The sequence below is a fragment of the Latilactobacillus fuchuensis genome (assembly GCF_900258455.1).
Classification (GTDB): Bacteria; Bacillota; Bacilli; order Lactobacillales; family Lactobacillaceae; genus Latilactobacillus; species Latilactobacillus fuchuensis.
In genome coordinates this window covers 991,416-1,013,138 of sequence record NZ_LT984417.1, presented here as the reverse complement: position 1 = coordinate 1,013,138, position 21,723 = coordinate 991,416, and the positions used below count along the sequence as shown (strand labels likewise).

At 38.0% G+C, this 21,723-nt stretch carries 21 protein-coding genes; 5 read left to right on the top strand and 16 right to left on the bottom strand.

Annotated features, from left to right (window positions below; all coding sequences use genetic code 11):
* The 5 genes from LFUMFP_RS04775 to LFUMFP_RS04755 all read right to left on the bottom strand — a co-directional run bounded on the left by LFUMFP_RS04775 (nt 1) and on the right by LFUMFP_RS04755 (nt 5,922).
* A complete protein-coding gene (locus LFUMFP_RS04775; RefSeq protein ID WP_106483161.1) occupies nt 1–489 on the bottom strand; it encodes a hypothetical protein in 489 nt (162 codons plus the stop codon).
* Nucleotides 464–3,721 (bottom strand): type VII secretion protein EsaA, encoded by a 3,258-nt coding sequence (esaA, locus tag LFUMFP_RS04770; protein ID WP_106483160.1) that lies wholly within the window; start codon nt 3,719–3,721, stop codon nt 464–466. Before esaA ends, LFUMFP_RS04775 begins: the two co-directional genes overlap by 26 nt.
* Before the next feature lie 77 nt (nt 3,722–3,798).
* Nucleotides 3,799–4,089 (bottom strand): WXG100 family type VII secretion target, encoded by a 291-nt coding sequence (locus LFUMFP_RS04765; RefSeq protein WP_025083825.1) that lies wholly within the window; start codon nt 4,087–4,089, stop codon nt 3,799–3,801.
* 193 nt (nt 4,090–4,282) lie between these two features.
* Nucleotides 4,283–4,753 carry a free L-methionine (R)-S-oxide reductase MsrC gene (locus LFUMFP_RS04760; RefSeq protein ID WP_025083826.1) on the bottom strand — a complete coding sequence of 157 codons (471 nt, stop codon included), beginning with the start codon at nt 4,751–4,753 and terminating at the stop codon, nt 4,283–4,285.
* Between the two features lie 65 nt (nt 4,754–4,818).
* On the bottom strand, nt 4,819–5,922 hold the full coding sequence (locus LFUMFP_RS04755; protein ID WP_106483159.1) for a DNA alkylation repair protein: 1,104 nt from the start codon (nt 5,920–5,922) through the stop codon (nt 4,819–4,821).
* 132 nt (nt 5,923–6,054) lie between these two features.
* Here LFUMFP_RS04755 and LFUMFP_RS04750 point away from each other — a divergent pair, with 132 nt between their 5' ends.
* Nucleotides 6,055–7,431, top strand: a complete 1,377-nt coding sequence (locus LFUMFP_RS04750; RefSeq protein ID WP_106483158.1) for an amino acid permease — start codon at nt 6,055–6,057, stop codon at nt 7,429–7,431.
* Between the two features lie 55 nt (nt 7,432–7,486).
* On the opposite strand, the gene LFUMFP_RS04745 is transcribed toward LFUMFP_RS04750, so the two are convergent.
* Nucleotides 7,487–8,272: a TraX family protein gene (locus tag LFUMFP_RS04745; RefSeq protein WP_106483157.1), complete on the bottom strand. Its 786-nt coding sequence runs from the start codon at nt 8,270–8,272 to the stop codon at nt 7,487–7,489.
* 537 nt (nt 8,273–8,809) lie between these two features.
* Here LFUMFP_RS04745 and LFUMFP_RS04740 point away from each other — a divergent pair.
* A complete protein-coding gene (locus LFUMFP_RS04740) occupies nt 8,810–9,748 on the top strand; it encodes a toxin Cry1Ac domain D-VI-related protein (RefSeq protein ID WP_025083916.1) in 939 nt (312 codons plus the stop codon).
* Between the two features lie 120 nt (nt 9,749–9,868).
* Here LFUMFP_RS04740 and LFUMFP_RS04735 read toward each other — a convergent pair whose 3' ends face one another.
* The 6 genes from LFUMFP_RS04735 to LFUMFP_RS04710 all read right to left on the bottom strand — a co-directional run bounded on the left by LFUMFP_RS04735 (nt 9,869) and on the right by LFUMFP_RS04710 (nt 15,018).
* Nucleotides 9,869–10,639 (bottom strand): ABC transporter permease, encoded by a 771-nt coding sequence (locus LFUMFP_RS04735; RefSeq protein WP_025083917.1) that lies wholly within the window; start codon nt 10,637–10,639, stop codon nt 9,869–9,871.
* 1 nt (nt 10,640) lies between these two features.
* Nucleotides 10,641–11,567 carry an ABC transporter ATP-binding protein gene (locus LFUMFP_RS04730; RefSeq protein WP_025083918.1) on the bottom strand — a complete coding sequence of 309 codons (927 nt, stop codon included), beginning with the start codon at nt 11,565–11,567 and terminating at the stop codon, nt 10,641–10,643.
* Nucleotides 11,564–11,878 (bottom strand): ArsR/SmtB family transcription factor, encoded by a 315-nt coding sequence (locus LFUMFP_RS04725; RefSeq protein WP_025083919.1) that lies wholly within the window; start codon nt 11,876–11,878, stop codon nt 11,564–11,566. Before LFUMFP_RS04725 ends, LFUMFP_RS04730 begins: the two co-directional genes overlap by 4 nt.
* A gap of 254 nt (nt 11,879–12,132) precedes the next feature.
* The gene (locus LFUMFP_RS04720) at nt 12,133–13,014 is read right to left on the bottom strand and encodes a DNA/RNA non-specific endonuclease (protein WP_025083920.1); all 882 of its coding nucleotides are present in this window, start codon (nt 13,012–13,014) and stop codon (nt 12,133–12,135) included.
* Nucleotides 13,015–13,044: 30 nt separating this feature from the next.
* Complete coding sequence (locus LFUMFP_RS04715; protein ID WP_025083921.1) at nt 13,045–13,482, bottom strand: GNAT family N-acetyltransferase; 438 nt, start codon at nt 13,480–13,482, stop codon at nt 13,045–13,047.
* A 327-nt stretch (nt 13,483–13,809) separates the two neighbouring features.
* The gene (locus LFUMFP_RS04710; protein ID WP_106483156.1) at nt 13,810–15,018 is read right to left on the bottom strand and encodes an MFS transporter; all 1,209 of its coding nucleotides are present in this window, start codon (nt 15,016–15,018) and stop codon (nt 13,810–13,812) included.
* 273 nt (nt 15,019–15,291) lie between these two features.
* On the opposite strand from LFUMFP_RS04710, the gene LFUMFP_RS04705 reads away from it, so the two are divergent.
* The 3 genes from LFUMFP_RS04705 to LFUMFP_RS04695 are packed head-to-tail and all read left to right on the top strand — an operon-like array spanning nt 15,292 to nt 16,144.
* On the top strand, nt 15,292–15,486 hold the full coding sequence (locus LFUMFP_RS04705) for a helix-turn-helix transcriptional regulator (protein WP_025083923.1): 195 nt from the start codon (nt 15,292–15,294) through the stop codon (nt 15,484–15,486).
* Between the two features lie 26 nt (nt 15,487–15,512).
* Entirely contained in the window at nt 15,513–15,881 is a 369-nt protein-coding gene (locus tag LFUMFP_RS04700) for a hypothetical protein (RefSeq protein WP_156403270.1), read from the top strand.
* A gap of 14 nt (nt 15,882–15,895) precedes the next feature.
* The gene (locus LFUMFP_RS04695; protein WP_106483155.1) at nt 15,896–16,144 is read left to right on the top strand and encodes a DUF4318 domain-containing protein; all 249 of its coding nucleotides are present in this window, start codon (nt 15,896–15,898) and stop codon (nt 16,142–16,144) included.
* A 902-nt stretch (nt 16,145–17,046) separates the two neighbouring features.
* Here the strand turns inward: LFUMFP_RS04695 and LFUMFP_RS04690 are convergent.
* The 4 genes from LFUMFP_RS04690 to LFUMFP_RS04675 all read right to left on the bottom strand — a co-directional run bounded on the left by LFUMFP_RS04690 (nt 17,047) and on the right by LFUMFP_RS04675 (nt 21,627).
* Nucleotides 17,047–17,433 carry a hypothetical protein gene (locus tag LFUMFP_RS04690; protein ID WP_106483154.1) on the bottom strand — a complete coding sequence of 129 codons (387 nt, stop codon included), beginning with the start codon at nt 17,431–17,433 and terminating at the stop codon, nt 17,047–17,049.
* A gap of 200 nt (nt 17,434–17,633) precedes the next feature.
* The gene (locus LFUMFP_RS04685) at nt 17,634–18,341 is read right to left on the bottom strand and encodes a hypothetical protein (RefSeq protein ID WP_106483153.1); all 708 of its coding nucleotides are present in this window, start codon (nt 18,339–18,341) and stop codon (nt 17,634–17,636) included.
* Nucleotides 18,342–19,871, bottom strand: coding sequence for a BREX-3 system phosphatase PglZ (gene pglZ / locus LFUMFP_RS04680; protein WP_158697723.1), 1,530 nt, complete (start codon nt 19,869–19,871; stop codon nt 18,342–18,344).
* 13 nt (nt 19,872–19,884) lie between these two features.
* Nucleotides 19,885–21,627 carry a DNA methyltransferase gene (locus LFUMFP_RS04675; RefSeq protein WP_106483151.1) on the bottom strand — a complete coding sequence of 581 codons (1,743 nt, stop codon included), beginning with the start codon at nt 21,625–21,627 and terminating at the stop codon, nt 19,885–19,887.
* Nucleotides 21,628–21,723: the final 96 nt, after the last annotated feature.

Below are 21,723 nucleotides of genomic sequence, written 5' to 3'. Positions count from 1 at the left end.
TCAATCGTGCCTCCTAAAAAAATGTGCTTGTTGTTTTCCAATATAGACGCCCAGCAAGCTCGCGAATATGACCGCTATGCCGCCAATTAGCCACCATAACCAGGTTGGTAGACTAGCTGCCGGCGCTTGATTAGTCGTGGTCGCCGACGTCTCTGAGGTCGCAACTTGTTTAAACGCGATTTGTCGTTGCACCTGATAATCGGTTTTTTGGGAAACCTGGCGTTTGGTCTGAAAATCAACGGTTTTAGCGTGTTGAATTTCAGCCAGCACCGCTTGTTTCTGGCGCTTAACGGTCGCCGTTTTAGCCGTTAAGAATAGATCAGGTAGTACTTGATACGCCGTACTGACTTGTTGTTGCGCCTTTTGATTGTTGGTTTCAATCACTTGATCATTAATTTTAAGCGAACTGCTCGCGCTAACCGGTGTGCACAACGCTAGTAACAGGCCAATTGCTAAGCCACCACTAATCAGCCAATGTTTGTTGAACACGTTGCACCTCTTTTCGATCCTTTAAACAGATGATCAAGACACATAGGCTAACCATCGCTAGCAATAACAATAAGATTAGCAGCTGTGCAATCGTTAACGGTTTGGTCAATAATTGTCGATAACCATTCTCTAAATTTTGTAAAGGTGACCCTATAAATAGCCAGAATAAAACTGACTTAGTTTGAATGTTGATGCCTAAAATCGGCGTTAACATTAGGTAACCACCGATTAGAATGCCGAAAAGATACGGTGCCACTTTCGGGAACAGCCGCCAACAGAAATAGGTTACTAAAACGCTGATTAAATTGACGCCGGCGGTATAAAGCGACCAACTACTACGTGAATAGGCATCACTAACCCCGAAGGTCGCGTTCACCACGACTAAACTGGCCAGTAAACTCGTGACCGTTAAATAACCAACTAATCGCCAACTATTCTGAATCGTCGTCTTTTTGGCGTAACTAATGGCCAATAATAAGGTCATAATCACGGACAAGACCGTCATTAAATACGGAATCGCTGACGTGTTTTGCGCGGTTGTCTGCGAAGCCCCCTTTTTAATCAACGGATTAGCCAAAAAGTTAAAGACATTCTGATTATCCGCGCCGCCCGTGTGCGTATTCTGTAAAACACTGTTGAAATCGGCTGCGTATTTGCGATTGGCCGCTTGCGTTTTAGCCGAACTCGACACTAATTGATTCGTGTTCTTTAGGACTTGATTCGCATCAGCATTGGTCGCCGTCGTCGTCTTGACGAGCGTTTTAAATTGATCGGTTAAATTACCGATTTTGGTGGCGCCAGTGCTGGTACTTTCGACTTCTTGTTTGGTGCTCGTATTCAACTCTTGGAACGCATCGGCTAACGAATCACCGGTCCCATCGTCAAAATAGAACTCACTGATATCGTCATGGGTGCCTTCCTGATATTGTTGGCGACTAGTCGTCAATTGTGGATTGTCCTGCCATTGTTGATAGGCCGACTCAAGAGCGCTGTTGCTTTGGCGATACCAACTCGTTAATTTTTGTTGTTGTTCGTTTAACACTTCTGGGGTCCCCGCCATGCTGGTCAACGTCGCATTCAAAGAGGTGCCATCATCGTTGTTCAGTACAGCGTCTAGATCGGCAATCAAATGCGTGACTTCGTTCCAAACGAGGTGGCCTTGTTGCCCATACTGTTTAACATAGTAATCGGCAATCGTGTCCTGACTTAAATAATCATATTTGTTATAAACGGAATCAGGGCTCGCTAAAGCACTCATTTTAGTTTGCGCGTTCTGTTGCTTCAACCAAGCATTAAACGTGGTTGGTGTTAACTTCTGGGTCGTCCCAAAAATCGTGACAAGTCGTTGACTGAGATTGGCCAACGTATCGAAGTTTTCCGTAATCGCGCCAAAATCACTTTGCAACGCTTGGGTTTTAAGCGTGTCATTGACGAAACAACTCAACGTCCCCTTTTGAACTTGATTGTTAGCCGCATCCGAATCTTGATAGACAACTTGATAGTTCAATGTCCGGTAGGCCGTCTTGTTATCCGCATCATTAAACGTCCAAGTGACCGGTAGTTTTAATTTGAGAATGATTGATTCCGGTATTTTGGTTGACGCTTCACGCGGTGTTTTGAACCGAATCTTAATCGCTTGACCTTCTAAGGTCGCCACGCCTTGATAAGGCGCTAATTGCTGATTTAACGCGGCTAATTCTTCAGTGGTCAGGGCTAATGCCAATTGCTGCTGATTGGTCGCTGTGACCGTGATGGTACTTTCTTTATTAGTCATCACTTTAACCGTGTTCTCAACCGTCGCTTTGGTTTGTTCAGGCGCGACCGGATTCGTCGTATTCAACCAGATCAACTTAGAATCACTCGTCGGCATCGCTTGCCCCAAATCCGTTTCAGCATAGCGTTTGACAATCTCATATTCAGCTTGTAATTGATCGTGTTGCGCTTGGCTAATCAACTTAGCGGCCAACAACTGTTCAATCAGCGCGGGTAACTGACCATCTAAGCCAGCCACCTGTTTTTTAATATCATCCGCATTTAAATAATCGGCCATCGGTAATTTTGAAGGACTATCAACGGGCTGCATGATTTTTTTCACTGATTCGCGAATATCGGCATCCGTCACTGCCCCTTGACTCGGGTCTTTACCATTGAAATAATGCGTTTCAGTTTGCGTTTTTAGTAATTCCAGATGCGCTTTTTGTTGGGTTAATGCCGCAATTTGTGCTTCCAAATCCGTCATCCGTTTCTGTTGTGCTTCGGAAAAGGCTTGCCCAACCTCAGCCATATTCACCAATAACCCGGATTGATTGCCCGCTGTATCCTGACTGGCCAGCTGATCAAAATTAACTAAGCGCACATCGTTATATTGCTGATAAAAATCTTGATAGACTGTCGTATCGGTCGTTGACTGCTTAGCCACTAAGGCATTCGCATGGTTCAAATTCAATTCACCAATTTTATTTTGCAACATCACGTATTTAGCTAAATCTTCGGCTGTACTTTCTGCAGCCGCGCTATTTGCTTGCAGCATGGTTTGAGTCGCTTTGGTGAAATCAGTCTGTTGCGTTTGCCAATCCGCATTCTGATCATTTAAACCTTGGGCCGCGGTGACGATTTCCGTTAAACTAGTCGGTAACGTTTTAAACGGCGTCTGAATCTGATTGGTCAACGCCGTTTGGGATGTTTGATTTCCCGCTGTTATGCCAGACACATTTCGTTGTGCTTCAGAGAGATTCGCTAACACGCTTGAAAAATACATTTTGATAATCTTTTGATTAAATGAATTTATGATAGTCCCAATTTTCGCTTGGACTAATCGATTTGTTTTTTCACTAGCCCCTTTTTTAACTTTGTATGTAATTTGCGCTTTTTGGGGATTCATACTCTCCAAATTCAATAAACGCTGCGAGAAATTCTGAGGCAAAATAATTTCAACATCGTAGGTGCCATTCTTAAAACCGGCTTCGGCAACGTTTTGTGAAGCGACTTGCCACGAATGTTGATGATCTTGATTAACTAAATTGATAAAGTTCTTCCCCAAATTGAGTGTCTTATTTTGATATTTCGTACCCAAATCTTCGTTAACCAGCACATAATGCACCGTACTAGCCTGTTTATTCGATAACTGGTGTAAATGCTGATTATTCATCCCAACTTTAATCAATAAACCACTGACAGCTAAAATCCCTGCCAGAACAAATAGAAAGCCGCTGATTTTATTAAACTTTTTCATCCATTTTCCTCCACAAAATAAAACGACGTTAGCAATTTTTTGCCAACGTCTGTTTGTTTCCTATTTATGCTAGCTGATTAAAAGCCAAAGCCCTTAGCATCTTGTGCATCCCGTTCGGCAACAGTATTGGCATATTTATTCAATTGCGTGTTGATGCTTTCCAACAATTCTTCAAACTTGGTGACTTGACCATATAGTTGATTGTATTGTTCTAAGTAAGATTCAAAAGCAGAACCTTGCCATTCTTCATGAATCGTATTGTTCATCGCATTGACCGTTTGAATCTCCCGTTCAATCCCTTCCTTCGCGCGTAGATAAACTTGCGATTGTTGTTGTAGCTGTTCTGGTGTGACGGAAATTTGTGCCATAATGATTCACTCCTATTGTTTAATTATTATTTGAACACTTAAAAATTTAACATATAATTTAAATTTAATCAATAATTTATATGTATTTTATCTATATTTAAATGCTATTATATCCACAACATCTGTTTAATAAACTTATTTAACGCGCAAAAAAAGTCAATTCTCTACGAGAATTGACTTTCTAAATATAGATTTAATTGGCCATTAAAATAGCGACATATTGTTCTAAATAAGTTTGATCGATGACATCATAATCAGCGACTAACTCACTATCAAGATCTAAAACGCCGACTAGCTGATTATCTTGAAGCATTGGCACCACAATTTCAGAACGGGCCCGCGAATCACAGGCGATGTAGTTCTGCCGTTGCTTCGCATCAACCATGATAACCGTCGCTTGGGTTTCAGCTGCTTCACCACAAACCCCTTTGCCCATCGCAATGTGAACGCACGACACATTCCCTTGAAAAGGCCCGAGAATCAATTCACCATCTTGATATAAATAAAAACCGGCAAAGACCGTGTTCGATAATGTCTGATTCAATAACGCCGAAGCGTTCGCTAAATTCGCAATCAAATTCGTTTCGCCCGCTAATAAAGCTTTTTGTTGCGCCAGTAGCATCTCGTACGCCGCGACCTTCGTTTCTTGATCTTTAAACGCCATCTCAACAACCCCTTTTGAGATAGTATAACGAAACTGACTGTTTTTAACAATTTTAGTGCCGGGCCTTAATTAATCACCGTTAATGTGGTTTGCGCGACGGACTGCCCGTTGACGATTAACGTCACTTGATGAACACCTGGATAATGCTTACGCGTCGTTAAATCTTTGAAATTAAGTTGGCGTTGGCCAACCAACGGCACATTTCCATTGACTGGTTTATCCAGTAACTTAAAGAGCTTCCGCGATGTTTGCCCGTTAGCTTTAACGTAATCCACGGCGTATTCAATTCGGACAAATAATGCATCCTCAGATCGCAGTTCGACTTTGTACTGTATTAATGTCTTTGCCCCAATTGCAACGGTTGTTGGATTAACGATTAATCTAGCAGACTGCACCAATGGTCGATTGGGTTGATCGATTGCGTAGCCAAACAACTCTTTAACCGTCTCAAACGACTTGCGTAATAACGTGCGACAACCATGGCGAATAATCCAATCGGTTTCAGCCGATTGTCCTTGCCAGCGTTTAGCGGTCGCAATCACTAAATCCGGATGATCTTTGGCTATATCATTTAAATTATTGGCAACACTTTTACGAACATACAAGGCCGGATCATTTTTCAATTGTTCTAACAACGCTAAAACAGGTGTCGGATCTGCTTTAAAAATCGGTAGCGACTGCCCCCAAGGTAATCGGGGCCGACAACCTTCCGTCGCTAACCGCCGCACATGTTGATTATCGCTTTGCGCCCAACGGTTCAATTGAGCCATTGCACGCGTTGGGTCCGCTAAAATAAACGTCCGAATCGCAAACTCAGCCGATGATTGTTGCGTAAACCATTCTAAAGCCTGCATTGATAAATCCCAGTCATCTTGCACATCGCCATAAACGACCACGAAATCCGAAAAAAAGAGATACGGAAATCCGTAGCATTCCGGCGCAATGGTCATCAACACTTTAATCGCCGCTTGATACGATTGGGGTAAATAGTGCCCTAAAATCGTGGCAATTTTACGCGTTCGTTGTTTCAACGCCAATTCATCCCAAGGTCGCGCTAAAGTTGTCTCAACAAAATCAACCGCGTTAAACGTTGGTAAGACTTGTTGCACCTTGGCGGCAAAAACCGTCAGAAAATCTCGATGGTAAATATTCTTTAATAATTCTGTCATAAACGCCCTCCATTAATGATTAATCTTATTATAACAAAATAAGATTGTTCACAAATATACAAACAAAACCTTGATTTGTCATTAAACTGTCGCTATGATTAGATTAATTACATAGGAAGTGAAGTGAGCTATATGGCAAAAGATAATAAATTAAGCCGTAGTCTATCATCACGTCAAATTCAGATGATTGCACTCGGTGGGACTATTGGGGTTGGTCTATTTATGGGATCAGCCGCCACCATTAAATGGACGGGTCCTTCAGTCTTGCTTGCGTATGGCCTGATGGGGATTATCCTGTATTTAATCATGCGGGCCTTAGGTGAAATGCTCTATCTGGATCCTTCCACTGGTTCGTTTGCCACATTTGGTAGCAACTATATTCACCCGGTCGTCGGTTATCTGACCGCATGGAGTAACGTCTTTCAATACTTAGTCGTTGGGATTAGCGAAGTAATTGCGGTCGGCACCTATTTACATTATTGGTGGCCGAATCTACCGGCGTGGATTGCCGGCGTTGTCGTGATTGTCACGCTATGCTTAGCCAATCTCACTTCGGTCAAGGCCTACGGTGAATTAGAATTTTGGTTCGCGCTAATTAAAGTCGTTACCATTATTCTAATGATTATTCTCGGCTTACTCGTGATTATTTTTGGTTTCGGTAATCACTGGCAACCAATCGGGATTAGTAACCTTTGGAAACATGGTGGTTTCTTCACGGGTGGTCTGTCTGGTTTTATTTTCGCGCTATCAATTGTCGCCGCGTCTTATCAAGGTGTTGAAGTCATCGGGATTACCGCTGGTGAAGCGGCCGATCCACAACATAATATCGTCAAAGCGATTCAATCAATTGTCGGTCGGATTCTAATCTTCTACATTGGCGCCATTTTCGTGATTGTCGCGATTTATCCTTGGAATCAATTAGATGCTGTTGGTTCACCGTTTGTGGAAACCTTCTCGCGTGTCGGGATTACCTTCGCCGCCGGAATCATTAATTTCGTCATGTTATCCGCCGCAATGTCTGGTTGTAATTCTGGGATTTTCAGCTCTAGTCGAATGATGTACACCCTCGCCCAACGTGGTGAATTACCCAAGTCATTCATGAAGCTTTCAAAACACCAAGTGCCTTATTGGCCCGTTGTCACAATTTCAATTGGGATTTTAATTGGCTTAATTCTAAACACTTTAGCGCCATTAGTTTTCCCTAAGGCGACTGATTTATTCGTCGTGGTTTATAGTTCAAGCGTATTACCTGGTATGGTGCCTTGGTTTGTGATTCTAATCAGTGAACTCCGTTTCCGGAAAATGTATCCTGAAAAAATCGTTGACCATCCCTTCAAAATGCCTTTCTATCCTTGGACGAATTACATCGCGATTGCCAGTCTATTAGTCATTTTAGTATTCATGTTCTTAAATCCAGATACACTCATTTCAGTGATTATCGGGATTATCTTCCTCGTCGTGATGACGGGTGTCTACTATTTACAATACGGCCGTCAAAAACGCGCCTAACTAAAAAAGGTTCGATAATCGACGAATTAACGTCGGTTACCGAACCTTTTTTGATTTAAGCTAATAATGCTGACAGCACGTAGAGGATCACAATGTGAATTGGATAGAAATAATAAAAGAACCATTTCATCTTTTTACCCTCTTTGCCGCTATACAGCGCAATTAAAATGGCGGTAAAGGCTGACATCCATTGAATGTTACTACTGAACAGACCCGTAAAGTTAAAGCCCGTTGAAATTAAGGAGAAAACAAGTAATGTCACAATTTGGAACGTCCGTTTTTCACGGAAGATGTAAAAGAATAAGGCCAAGAGCACTAACGTAGGCCCCCCCTCATTGGTAAGCAGGGTTGGGAATAGAATTGAAAAGAAGCGAAAAACATTAATATTTAAATGTTCGATATTATTAAATAGTTGCATGAAGAATGCTGTGTAGCCGAATATTAATGCGAGCACACCGACAGCAATCCAACCTTGTTTTTTATTCTGACGCCAATTTCTAAAGCCATCGTAACAGTACATGGTAAGTACGCCCAGCAGCAATGTTCCAAAAATATTATTTATCAAAGTGACTGGTTCATGCGGTAATGCCATTGGTAGGGCCAAATCAATCACACCCATAATCCAAAAGCCAACTAATAAATTGCGAATATAGGCTAATTTATTACGCGTATAGTGAAACCCTTCCGCACTTAGAAATAGAAATATCGGTGCGACTAATCGCCCTAACATTGAAAACCAAATCGGAATCCCTTTAAAATAGAACATTTGATGCACGTGATCAAAAACCATCAAGATAATCCCAATCACTTTCAATTGAAATGCGGTTAACTTCTTAGTCATCTGAACGCCTCACTCTCTTTTTTTACTTTTTAAAGTATACCATTAAGTTTTGTACAATCATATCGATTTACACAACTTATACATTACATATTTGTTATACTAGCGATTAATATAATTCAAGTATACGTGGTTGGTGGGCGTGGTGTAAATGGATATGCAATATTGGTTATTACAATCATATGCTATTACTTAATATTTTGAAAATACATCGACATTATCGATGATAAATTAGATTTAGTATATATGCTTAATATTTCCGCGACTTTAAACTAATTAGCATATATTCACAATTGTATCAATTAATAATTGACACTTCACTAATATTTGGATATTATTAACGAGTGTTAAATAAGCGTTTTTTTACGCTATGATAATATAATCATCATACTGAACTATATTTTTGATAGTTACTCTCATATAATCATCCACTGTAAACGTAAAATGAACGGCTATTTTTGGGAAATATGCTGTTTTACCACCGGATTATCAATAAGATGACTATTGAAATATAATTCATATTATTTGGAGGAGATATTTATGAGTATCATATTTACAATTATTTTTATCGCATCTGCTGTCGGGATTTGGTATTTCTGGAAAAAGAATCCTAACAAGAAAAAATTAATCGCTAGTATTATCATATTAGTCCTATCTGCAATATTGATTGCTACTACATCTGGAGATGATAGTAAATCTAGCACTGATTCAAGTAATCAAGTTTCAACAAAAAAAGGCTCCACGAAAAAAATTACAGAATTGGAACAAGCGACTATCGATGTTGATGCTCTTTTTTCAAACTCAAAACATACTAAACTATTGAGTGGCACTACGGAAGAAACAATCGCTTCTGTAAAAAAAGAAGTTTCTACTTTAAAATCATCAAAAAAGAAAACACAATTAAATCGAGATATTTTAAAGGCTGAAAAACTTTGGCCTGCCTTTAAAGAAACTTCTATAAAAAATTCGGCAAGTGAATCCGTTAAACTTGCGAGTGAATCTACTGTAAGAGCATCTGAATCTGCCAGTGAATCATCAAAACTGGTTGCTGAATCTGAATCAAGTGTTCGTGCCGAATCCGAATCACAAGCTGCTGTTGCTGCCGAAAAAGCAAAGGAAAAAGATCCTGCCTCATATCAATCCGGTATTACGTATGATCAGGTCGCTAGAACTCCCGATGATTATTTAGGGAAAAAAATATACTTCACAGGTCGAGTACTACAAGTAATGGAAGACGATGGTGAAACACAAATTAGATTAGCAGTTGATGGAAACTATGATAATGTTCTGCTTATCGATATTAATAATTCAGATTTAGCCGGTAGTCGAATACTCGAAGATGATTTAGTTAATGCTGCAGGATACAGTAACGGTATTATTAGCTATAAATCAACTATGAGCGGAAAGATATCAATTCCAAGTATGTCAGCAAAAGTAATTGAAAATCAAGGTGCCGCTTCCGATGATTATGGTTATTAGAAATCTCATCTAACAATTAAAAATTTTAAACTCAAATACACGCCTATCCAGTAATACAGGATAGGCGTGTATTTATGTATATCTATTCTAATTTTTGATTATCCATATTTAACCGTCAATTTAACTTCTTAATCCCGTTCCTTTATCAATCAAGTACCAACAAATCGTATATAACACGACGATGAATAGCACTAAAATCGTGATTGAGACCGCAATTGAGACATCCGCAACCCCCAAGAAACCGTACCGAAAACCAGAAATCATATAGACAATCGGATTGATTTTTGAAACCGCCTGCCAAAAAGGCGGCAACATTGAAATCGCGTAAAAAACGCCGCCCAGATAGGTTAACGGTTGTAACACAAACGTCGGCACGATCGACACATCATCATAAGATTGTGCAAAAATACCATTAATCAGACCGGCTAATGAGAACAAAATCGCCGTCATTAAAAAGGTCACAATCACCATCAACCATGAATAGACGTGTAATGGTACGAAGAATAAGGAAATCATCGTCACCAAGGCCCCGACTAAGATACTGCGCCCGAGTCCACCAATCACGAATCCCCAAATAATAATGTGGGTCGGCACTGGTGCGACCAGCAATTCTTCAATATTCTTCTGGAATTTTTGCGAGAAAAAGGACGATGATACATTAGCGTACGAACTCGTAATAACCGACATCATAATCAAACCGGGCACAATAAAGGCCATGTAAGAAAAACCACCCATATTACCAATCCGACCGCCAATCATTTTGCCGAAAATCACAAAATAGAGTGAGGTCGTGATGACTGGTGGGACTAACGTTTGGACCCAAATTCTTAAATAGCGGTTTGTTTCTTTGACCGCTAAACTTTTTAAAGCCGTTAAATATAAATTCGTCATCCTATTTCGCCCCCGATTGGTTTTCTGTCGTAATTTTCAAAAATAAGGCTTCTAGGCGATTCGACTGATTCCGCATCGACAGCACTTTAATCCCTTGCGCACTTAACTGTTCAAACAGCGCATTAACCCCTTGATGGCGTTCAACTTCCACTACCAAAGTCTGGGCATCTTCCAAGTGACTCTGATAACCCTCAATTTCAGGGCTTTGAGTCCCTTCAGCCAAATCAAAGATAAAGGTTTCAAACTGTAATTTTGCCAGCAATGCTTTCATACTGGTATTTTCAATCAACTCGCCCGATTGAATAATCCCAATATTGCGACACAGCATCTCGGCTTCTTCTAAATAATGCGTCGTTAAAATAATCGTTGTCCCACTGGCATTCAATGCGCTTAAAAAATCCCACATTTCACGTCTTAATTCGATATCGACGCCCGCGGTTGGTTCATCTAAGATTAATAAACGCGGTTCATGCATTAAGGCCCGCGCAATCATTAAGCGGCGTTTCATACCGCCGGAAAGCATCCGCGCGCGCACGTTGCGTTTCTCCCAAAGATCAGATTGTTTCAAATACTTTTCACTGCGAATCAAAGCTTCCTTGCGGGGCACACCGTAGTAACCCGCTTGATTGACCACAATCTGTTGGACCGTCTCAAACGGGTTAAAATTAAATTCTTGGGGGACTAATCCGATCTGTTGTTTGGCACGAACCAAATCCGTATCGAGATCATGACCAAAAACTTGAACATGCCCAGCTGTTTTATTGATCAGCGAGGTGACAATCCCAATCGTCGTCGATTTACCCGCACCGTTTGGCCCCAAAAGCGCATAGAAATCCCCTTCGTCAACCGTTAAATCAATCCCGCGCAATGCTTCAACGCCCGATGAATAGACCTTTTTTAAACCTTTAATTTCAAGTGCAGCAGTCATTTAATCAGCAACTCCTTTTTATCTATTCTCTTTTCTGAATCTAACTTAAAAATTTGAGCTGTTAGTGCTTGAAATTCTGCCAGCCGTTCTGGCACTAGTGAATAGTACTGCCATTGACCGGCTTTACGCGCCGTTACTAGTCCCGCTTCCATCAAGACTTTCATGTGGTGCGAAAGTGTGGGTTGTGTAAAATCAAAATGATCTAAAATTTGGCACGCACACTTTTCACCTGTTGAAATTACATCTAATATTTGCAGACGATTCGGTTCGGCCATCGCCTTCATTATTTTTGATAAACGTAAATAATCCATCATGTCACTCCCTACATAGATAACTATCTATCTTTAATATAGATGACTATCTATCAATTGTCAATCAGTCGGCCAACTAAAAAAGACTGCAATATAGGTCTAAGCATCCTGATATTCAATAACATTCTTCTTCGACGCGCACCATAACGCATCAATTTCCGTTTAAATCAAAGAAATCAGATTATCCTAAATTCGGGATAATCTGATTTCTTAACTTGATAGGCAATTGACAACCGCGTTCTGTCACAGCTGGTTTATTTAAAAACGTCCGTAATACTTTGAATAATTTTCTGGGGTTGTTTGATCGATTGCTTCGCTTTTTCAACAATTTCATTGGTCGAGAAGCCGCTGACCTTGGTTGTCGCATCGCTGGATGATCGGCCAGTTGCATAATCAAACTGCAAGCCCGGTTCAATGTTCCAGACATAGTCATTAAAGTTGAGCGACCCATCACTTGAGATGGCTTGTACCCAATAGCCCCGCGGCATAAGTTCATTGCCCCGGAAAACTGTCGTGACTTGATAGATGACCTTTTGTCTAGCCGCTAGTGCATCACGCACCTTTTCTTCAAAAATTTGCATCGTTTTTTGATTGCTATATTCGGACTGAGTCGCCAGATTTAACGGATTATCCAGACTACCTTCCGTACCTTGCTGATAGTGACCGTTCTGATCAAAATTAAACGTGATCGTATAGGCTAATAAATGCCCGCGATTCTGGGGCGTCATTCGGCGACCATTAATCGTGACCGGTTGATTATGCCAGCCCGTTGGTTGCCAGTTCTGACTCGAACGACCTTCTGATTTACCCAAATTGCGATTCGATAAATACCCAGTGACCGTGGTCGTCCGGTTTAACGCATCCAAAGCGCCATAATCAATTTTTTCAGTCTGCCAATTAGCAATCGACAAGGTGCTTTTACCGTCATTCACCGGTAGATAAGCCGCATCCCCGGATTTAAAATCCCGCGCCGCTAGTGTGCTGTATTCAGGCGCAATATTTTTGGACGTCGTTGTACTCGAAGTGCTGGTCCTTTGACTCGCTTGATTAGTGGTCGGATTGGCCTGGCCGTAATGGTAACCCACTGCTAGCGCGGCCACAATTGTGGCCGCACTCGCTAATTTCTTAAACTTCATCTTGTAACCTCAATCCTCTTTCGTCTCTTTCTAAAACTCAATTGCGTACAAAACGGAATCATCCAGTTTCGTAAACGCCAATTTCTGGTAGAATTTTTCAGCCGGCATCCCACGATCAGTATCCAAAATCATGGCGTGCACGTCGTTAGCGACTAGTTCAGCTTGCAGCGCCTGAATCAACGCTTTACCGTAGCCTTGACCTTGTTTCTCCGGATCAATACACAATGTATCTAGTTGGTACTCTTCACCCCGATACCAAGACCGCACAAAACCTAAGGCGATCCCAACAATTTTATGATCAACCTCTAAAACCCAAGATTGCGCCGTATTCATCGACAGCAACCGTTGAAAATGACGTTCAATATCCGCAACTTGATTGTCCTCCGACCAAGGCGCCTGCTGAAACGTTTTAACATATAATTCAGCGGCCGATTTGATATCAGTCGGTTCGAAATTTCTGATGTGCATATAGACCTCCAGATAACTGCTTTAATGCCATTATACCAAATAGATAGTTAAATAACGGTGTTGGTATATTGCTAACAGCAACTATCTGTTACAATTAAAAATGTAAGCGGATTATCTTATTGAGGAGCTGGTTTCTGTGAGTTTTATCGATGTATTATTTAATATTTATGACTTAAGTTGCGCGGCCATTGATTTTGTTCGACGTGCGGTTAAACGCCATCAATAGGCTAGCCGCCATTCATTAATAAATCGCTTTTTAAAACTTAATAATAACGAAAGAAACGAGCTACCGATTATCAGGCAGCTCGTTTCTTTTGTTGTTATAACTCAGTTCGAACTACCTTCTACAAAATTTTTAATTTTCCGATTTGCCGTAAAAAGTAAACCAAAGATAACCATATAAATTGCAAATAAAATGATAAACAATTGCCAATCAATTATCGTTGCTAGCTTCCCAAAAAATAATGAGCCAATTGGTAATGGTGCCACGGTTAAGGTATTAAAAGCACTAAAAAACTTCGCCCGTTGTCCTTGAACCAGACTGGCTTGCAGATACGGCGTTGTAACCACTCGATTAAGTCCTTGGAACATAAAAGCGATTGCCCAAAATCCTAAAAACAGATAATTATTTTTAAGCAAGCATGAAATTGTCAAACAAAGGCCCATTCCAAAACAGCTAATCGGGAATAGACTACCTAATTTAAAGTGTTTTAATAATAATTTAGCAAACAGTGTTGTCCCAATTGTCACCCCAATGGATTCAATTGCTAAAAGCAGGCCATAAAAGCCTGCACCGCCTAATTCTTTACCAATCAAGACGGCAAAAACGGCTAATCCCCCGAAGAAAAAATTGGCGAGTCCACCAAAAAGCGTAATTAATAGGAGATCTTTGCGCGCCCGAATTAATGCAATTCCGCTAAAGATAGACGTCTTTTCCCTTTCAATATTGGTCGCGACATTTTCAGGCACATCTGGCATTTCAATTTTCATAAACAAAAAGGCACTGGCAATAAATGAAATAATATCAATGATCATTAATGAAAAAACGCTAAATACTTTTAATAAAAAGCCCCCAATCGCATTGCCAACGTAGTCCATGGCATTGTAGGAAAAAGACATGTACATTGAAGCACTTGAAAGCCGATTTTCCGTAACAATCTCCGGCATCAAAACGTCCTGTACCACATAGGCGTTCATCCCAAATGTTGCAATCAAAAAAGCAAATATACAAATTAAGCTAGCTTTCATAGTCGTGTCCATCTGGAATGCAATTAATAGAATAATGGGCAATAAGAATAAGCCTTGTCCTAATTCAATAAAGACTAATAGTTTTCTTTTATTAGTTCTTTCAATAAAATCACCTAAAAGAAAAGAGAATAAATTAGGAATAAATAACGCAAAGTTTAATATCCCCACCCAGAGACTGGAATTGGTCAGTGAAAAAATATACCAGGACAAACCAATGGCATATAAACTATCACCAACGTTACTGATGGAGCGACCTATGAATAAGCGTTTGAAATTTTGATTAATCAAATTTTTCTCCTACATTGATTTTAAAAATAGCTTTAAGTCAGACAACTTCCACTTGTTAGGTCCTTCATCCTTTCACATTGAACCCCGCTATCAAGCGTCCTTTTCAGCACTCTGGCAGCATCATCATTAAAATACTTTACTAATGATATTATCAATTGAATTATTAGAAGTCAAGGAGGATTAAATTAGAGTGCTTTCATTTTAGGCCGACTGAGGATTATCACTTTACTTTTCACCGATTGTTAAGTACACTTAACGAAAGAGGGTGAGTCAGTGAACAACGATATCCAAAATAGACGTGAAGCAATCCATTTAAGTCGACAAGCGCTAGCGGATTTAGTTGGTGTCAGTCGACAAACCATTTACTTTATTGAAAATAAACAATATAAACCTTCGATTGATTTAGCACATAATCTGGCGCAAGTATTTCAAACAACTATCGAATCGCTTTTTTTCTTCGACAACTAACCCAAACGAAAGTAGGCTATCTAATGATGAAAAAAGATGAACGTAGTCAACAAAATTACGAACGTAGCGGTTATTACGCCCTGTTATTCTCAATTTTTCTAAATATAATCGGTATGATTGTTCTGCCAATTATTGAAAAAGGCCCTGGATTAGCTTTTATCAGCATTACCACTATTTACGTTTTACAGATGCTTTTTTGGATCATCATGAACACGTTATTGATGAGAACAACGCTGCAAACCCATAGTCTTTTTTGGTTGATTGGCGCAATTGTCGCACCCCTGATCGGCGCTTTAATATTTATACTCACAAATTATTTATCAATCATTATCGCTAGTTTTATTGTCAGCGGGATGCTTGCTATACTATTTTTCAAACAACAAAAGAAAAATTAACGGGGGTCGTACTTATGAGCAAAATTGTTGATTCATTGAAAAAAATGATTAAAAATTCTTTTTATATTGAATTATCGACGCTTAATTACCCTTCAGACATTGAAGTTGCCGATAGAATAATAGATTACGCAAAGGGTAATAACTGTAAACTCATTTTAAAAACACAAACCATGCCCATAAAATTTGAGTTAGAAAATGAATTATATTCTGCAACCCTTCAAATGGGCCGCGGATCGTACTACATTTTATGCACAAAAGAATAACGACATTAAGCCCGACTGAAAAAGTCATAGAAACGAGTCAAGTATTTACAAACGGCATCAATTGCTAACGCACGATTCACTTTATTCTCAATAATAAAAAAAGCTTCTAAGTATTGATAGATCAATACTTAGAAGCTTTTTTAAATGCTAACCGACAGACCCTTCCAGCAAAGGGACTTGGCTTTTGGCAACTTCTAATGACTTCTACTAGTTGCTATATCAACGGTTGTATTGCTAGCAACCTCTGCCACGTCTCTCTAGTTTTTATAGATTGATGTTAGTAATTGGTGTTAGTATCAATTAAAACATAATTAATTGAGCGACTATTTTGCTAAACAATAAGTCTTGTTTTGCTTTGGAATTAGATTATCTTTTATGTTAGCAATAAGATTCAGATAAAAATTTAAACATAAGAATGACCGTCAAAAACTTGTTTAAAATACGATTCAATAGTTCTCTATAATATCAATTTATCTTTAGCTTGGTCAGACATTCTAAATGAATAATAGAGTATCATACGATGTCATAAAGACTGGATATTCGCTGTTATTAGCAAACAATCTATCAATACGATTCATTCAATATCATTGAAAGCTTAGTTAATTTACTTCAAAAATTTATGCGGGCATATTCTAGCCATTAACAACTATTTGAAATGTTAATGGCTTTTTATTCTATATAGCTAAAAATATTGTGAATTAACTTTTTAACATTAAATTCAGAAATTACTATATACTCCCTTCCGGCATTTTCTGAAAGTTCAAACAGGCTTCTATGCTGTTGAATCACTATCTATTGTGGTGGATTTTCATGATTGGAGCTAGTTTACCTTTTAGATATTCAAAAGTGTAATCTCAGGCTGACAGATGCGAGTAAAAAATAATTCGCTCAAATCTTCTCCATCACTTATTTTGATTTTCTTCGTAATTGCTTACTGTTTCGAGCCATTTTACATCAACGAAATAGGGGTTATTAGTATCACGTTCTTTTTCAATTAGAACAGATGCTCCATGAGTTACAACTACCACGAACAGTTCATCTTTATTAAATTCTAACCCTATATCACCTTTGCCACTAGTGGTAAAGGTGTATTTTTTTAATTTCTTCTTTAATAACGACTCTTCCTTACTATCTGTTTTTTTAATAATCTTAACTATCTTTTTGCCACTTGCTTCAGTGACTCTACCAATTCCATAACCACCTGCTAGTAATAATCCTATTAGGACTTTAGGTCCGCCCACTTTTTTTGCAATGGTTGTCAATAATTGATACCAACCTAGGTTACTCATCTTTCAACCTCACCTTTTTATTTCAAATATTTTTTAAATCAATTGGAGTAAGTTTACTACATTATTTACACTACTTTTAAGCGTTCAATCAACTTCTAATCTTTATCATAACACTGTTATAACCTTCCGATTAATTCATCACGATTATATTAATTTCTCGAAGGTAATGATTGATTATTCTCAGCTCAAATTAACATTTGTTAATTTAACTTAACAAATACATCTGAACGTTCACGAATCATTTCTATATTATTAAATATTATATCTGAACTATTAATATTAAAGTCAAACATGAACAGCCCTGAATGATTATTTATACTTTCTAAAGAAATATACTCTGCATCTGAATTCGCTAATGAAGCATACACTATCATATTTTTTATAAATTCATTTTCTATTTTTATTTTTTTGCCAGTCAAATCATACTTGCCATTTTTATCCGTTCTTAGGAATCCCCAATTTACTAACGTTCCTAGTACTGATAAACCACCTTTGCTAACTGTCTCAGTCATTCCATATGTGTTACGGATCTCTTCCATAATAGTTTTTGATTGAAAATTATCATTCATACGGATATATTTGCCAATAATAGTGACCACATCAGAAAAAAATGGAAAAGAATACAATGTCATTAAAAGTTGCATCGCTATTCTTTCTTCTGACGAGACTTCTGGATATTTTTGTAACACTGATATCTGATATTTATTTAATGATTTTTGACCATTTCCCCAAACTTTGGTAAGATTATTCAACGCTTTTCGCCTAAAGGTCGCACCGGCTATATATTGCATTAATATCTCATCTAGTATTTCATAAGCCTCTTTAGGTGAGTACCTTAGCATTAATTCTGCAGCCTTGTCTAATTCCTCGTAATTCATTACTCGGAACAATCCGATTGTCTTTTTCATTTATAGCTCATCCTTCTTTAAAACTGTCACAAATGGTATGAAGACCTCTTCAATGTGTGTACCACCATGTGTCATAATTATATCATTTTTTATAGAAAACGCATTTTTTTCGCGCGCAATCAAAGGTAGATAACTTTTAGGAAGTGTTGAACTGTTCCACTTCATTGTTGTCTCTTTATGAAAATCGTGAGTACTATTTCTCAACACTTCATCATCATAAATTCTAACTCGTTGACCTCGTCCTGTTGCTAATACCCCTTGTTGAATCTGACCGATTCCAACAGCTTCAATATTCCCATGATCAGAAGTAATATATACGTCATAGTTTAAGTCTATCAATTCGTGCAACATCGCTTCTAAGTATCCACGGTTTAACCATATATTCAACTCAGATTGTACCGTTACTAAACCTTGTCGGGCTCCATGCATAAATTCATCGATAACATCAATAACACAACCATATATTTTAGTTTGATTATACTTAAATTCTAAATACTCGTCTTGATATGTTCGATGACCTAATCCACGTTGATACTTAACTTCAGTTGATTCGAAACCGTGACTTTTCCAAAATGCTTTCCAGTGGTGGGTTTCTTTTGCTGTTGTTGTAATACTTTGCTCAAACTCATCGGGCCTTTTCCCTGAAAATATAGCTTGTCGTGATACTGAAGTAATACTTGGTATCCATGCTATAGTTGAATTTGTTTTTGTTAAAATCCCTTTAGTTATTAGCCATCTCTCAATCAGTGCCCATTGTGTAAAACTCATTCCGTCCATAACTATCAGCGCTTGTCGTTTTCCAGTTCTATTTACATTTCTCTCCATAAATGATGCAATTTGATTCACATAATTGGGTTGCTTAAATGCTGTCATAGATTGACCTTTGTCAAAATCATTTGTAATAAACTCTTGAAATTCTTGATTACTCTCATTCACTAAATTTTCAAATTCAGTGTTACTCGTTTCGAGTAAGCGTTGTTTGCCTATAATCTGACTAATTAATCCCCAATCAGAAAATATTTTTTTTGATTTTTTAAAGATAGATAAATCAACTTCATCATTTATCTTTACTTGAGGTTGCCTTTTTTTATCTTCAATGATCGATGAGTAAATAGTTTCAATTATTCTTTTTGTGTTTTCATAGTTCATTTGTTTAACACTGTTAGTTTGTATCTCAAATAACTGTTGCCAATGTTGAGGATCGATTTCAATAACTGCTTCCCTATTTAAATGAGGAAATATATCATTCAGTCCAATAGTAAGTTTAAATGAATTAGCATGGACATCCCACGGTATTTTTTCAAAATTACATTCCAGTAAGCGTATTATCAAAGTTCCAGAAAACTTATTTCTGTAATCACTCTCATAAACAAAGCGAAAATGAACCGGATCACTGTAATCAATTACAGCAATCCCGTTCTCTCTTAGGACTAACCTCATTTCTTCATTCTCTAAAATGCTGTCTTCATCTTTTATTAAATAAATTGCTTTACGCGGAAATTTATCTAATATAACTTGTGTCCAGTCCATTTTCTTCATTCCTTTACATCTCTACGCGCATCAACGCATTATCATAGTACATAAGTAGTTTGTCGTCTTCTTGAATTATTTTTTCAGGTAATCGATCACCTATACTTACAATTTTTTGATAATTTTTATCAGTCCAAGCTTTCTTAAATCCGACTCGAATTGCTTCCGTTCTAAAGACTTTTAATTTTTTCTTACTATTGTTAATTTCTTCAACATAACGATTAAACTCTCGAAGTAAACTTTTCTCTCTAAGTTTTTCCAAATCTGCTTGTTGATTTGGATTTGGAACATACCACCGATTTTTGGCTCGTTCTTTAAGGGTATAATTCTCATTATCTAAGCCACGCATATCATGATAGTTTTTTGTTAAATAAGAATTAATTTGAGCTGGAACAGTCTCTACTCCATCGTAATATAAAAAATTTTGAGCAAGCAAATCATCTAATTCAGGTAATTCTTCATATTTAGATATATGTTGAATCTCTTTCATAAACTGTGGTTGCAAATCTTGTCGTGATTGAGGCTTTTTCAGTAAAACTTGTCTCAACCATTCAATCGCGCTATTTTCATCAGAAACAAACAGATCTAATTGGGCAAATTGTTTTGCTAATAGTCTTTTTTTATCGAATTTTATTACCTGTTCTTCAAGAAAAACCATACCGTCTCTAAGTTGATACTTCATTGAAAGTTCTTTTTGAAAATCTGCCGACGAGAGAGGTAAAGAAAGACCATTTTGTACAAAATAAGCAATCAGTCTATCAAATAAAATTCTTGGAGTTCTCTCCATTGAAATATTAATTTCTCCATTTTCAACCTTGGGTAAAACCAGTTTTTCTAAATGTTGATCAATAAACCCCCACATTAGCAGGTTATTGTCGTTTCGGTTATTTACAAATCTCTCCCTCAATTGTTTTTGAGGTTTATACGCTGAAATAACTAAGTCTTGCTTTACCGCTACAGTGGTAGTAAGTGCTTTAAACGATCCTTGTTTTTTATCTAACGAAGAAACATTAGCAATCACAAATCCTGCTCTCTCTAAAGCTTCTCTTATTGAGTTCCAAACACTCGCTTGCGAATTACTAAACTCTATAGTAATCCACCTATTAGATTTCAAAACTCTAAATAATTCTTTAAAACATTGCTCCATCAATTTTTGGTAATCTAGCAGTCCCTTACATTGATGTTTATTCATTATAGCTTCATCAGTATCTTTAGTGAAAACCTGCATCCAAGATTCAGAAAAAGAGTTTAATTCAGAGTACATCAAGTTTGCACCAAATGGAGGATCCACAAAGATATAATCAATACATTCATTCTTTATATTCATCAAATTTGTCGTACTTTGATTAGAGATTACAGAAGAATTGTTTATATTATCTATTGTTTTTATCATACTCCTCGCTTTTGAGAGAATAGCATCTAGCATAGGTCTCTCCCCATTTAAACTAGGAACATAAAATGTCCCACTTACAAATCCAAATGAAAACAACCCACCTTTATTCAATAATCTAGGTACATTTACTTTGACCATTTTTGTTGAGTAAGAGTTACTACTTCTCATTATATTTATCAGCTCTCTAAAAAATATATTGCCTTTAATCAACTCATAATATTCGGACATAACTATTAAATTTCTCTTCGTATAGATTTGATGAACATACTCAATCCCACTCTTTTTTAATCTATCAGTTTCGTCCCCTTTTACGACTAAATCTCTAGGTACAAATCCTTTAATTTTAAATTCATTAATTTTCATTTGGTGAATTTTATAATGAAGTTAGCCACCGCTAACTAAAAAACGCCACGTGAATTTCATGTTATATTGAAGTTACCACTAACTTTCAATAGACAA

Coding starts and splice junctions, on each gene's coding strand:
- esaA (WP_106483160.1), bottom strand. CDS start 3,721: ATGAAAAAGTTTAATAAAATCAGCGGCTTTCTATTTGTTCTGGCAGGG.
- LFUMFP_RS04765 (WP_025083825.1), bottom strand. CDS start 4,089: ATGGCACAAATTTCCGTCACACCAGAACAGCTACAACAACAATCGCAA.
- LFUMFP_RS04760 (WP_025083826.1), bottom strand. CDS start 4,753: ATGGCGTTTAAAGATCAAGAAACGAAGGTCGCGGCGTACGAGATGCTA.
- LFUMFP_RS04755 (WP_106483159.1), bottom strand. CDS start 5,922: ATGACAGAATTATTAAAGAATATTTACCATCGAGATTTTCTGACGGTT.
- LFUMFP_RS04750 (WP_106483158.1), top strand. CDS start 6,055: ATGGCAAAAGATAATAAATTAAGCCGTAGTCTATCATCACGTCAAATT.
- LFUMFP_RS04745 (WP_106483157.1), bottom strand. CDS start 8,272: ATGACTAAGAAGTTAACCGCATTTCAATTGAAAGTGATTGGGATTATC.
- LFUMFP_RS04740 (WP_025083916.1), top strand. CDS start 8,810: ATGAGTATCATATTTACAATTATTTTTATCGCATCTGCTGTCGGGATT.
- LFUMFP_RS04735 (WP_025083917.1), bottom strand. CDS start 10,639: ATGACGAATTTATATTTAACGGCTTTAAAAAGTTTAGCGGTCAAAGAA.
- LFUMFP_RS04730 (WP_025083918.1), bottom strand. CDS start 11,567: ATGACTGCTGCACTTGAAATTAAAGGTTTAAAAAAGGTCTATTCATCG.
- LFUMFP_RS04725 (WP_025083919.1), bottom strand. CDS start 11,878: ATGGATTATTTACGTTTATCAAAAATAATGAAGGCGATGGCCGAACCG.
- LFUMFP_RS04720 (WP_025083920.1), bottom strand. CDS start 13,014: ATGAAGTTTAAGAAATTAGCGAGTGCGGCCACAATTGTGGCCGCGCTA.
- LFUMFP_RS04715 (WP_025083921.1), bottom strand. CDS start 13,482: ATGCACATCAGAAATTTCGAACCGACTGATATCAAATCGGCCGCTGAA.
- LFUMFP_RS04700 (WP_156403270.1), top strand. CDS start 15,513: ATGAAAAAAGATGAACGTAGTCAACAAAATTACGAACGTAGCGGTTAT.
- LFUMFP_RS04695 (WP_106483155.1), top strand. CDS start 15,896: ATGAGCAAAATTGTTGATTCATTGAAAAAAATGATTAAAAATTCTTTT.
- LFUMFP_RS04690 (WP_106483154.1), bottom strand. CDS start 17,433: ATGAGTAACCTAGGTTGGTATCAATTATTGACAACCATTGCAAAAAAA.
- LFUMFP_RS04685 (WP_106483153.1), bottom strand. CDS start 18,341: ATGAAAAAGACAATCGGATTGTTCCGAGTAATGAATTACGAGGAATTA.
- pglZ (WP_158697723.1), bottom strand. CDS start 19,871: ATGGACTGGACACAAGTTATATTAGATAAATTTCCGCGTAAAGCAATT.
- LFUMFP_RS04675 (WP_106483151.1), bottom strand. CDS start 21,627: ATGAAAATTAATGAATTTAAAATTAAAGGATTTGTACCTAGAGATTTA.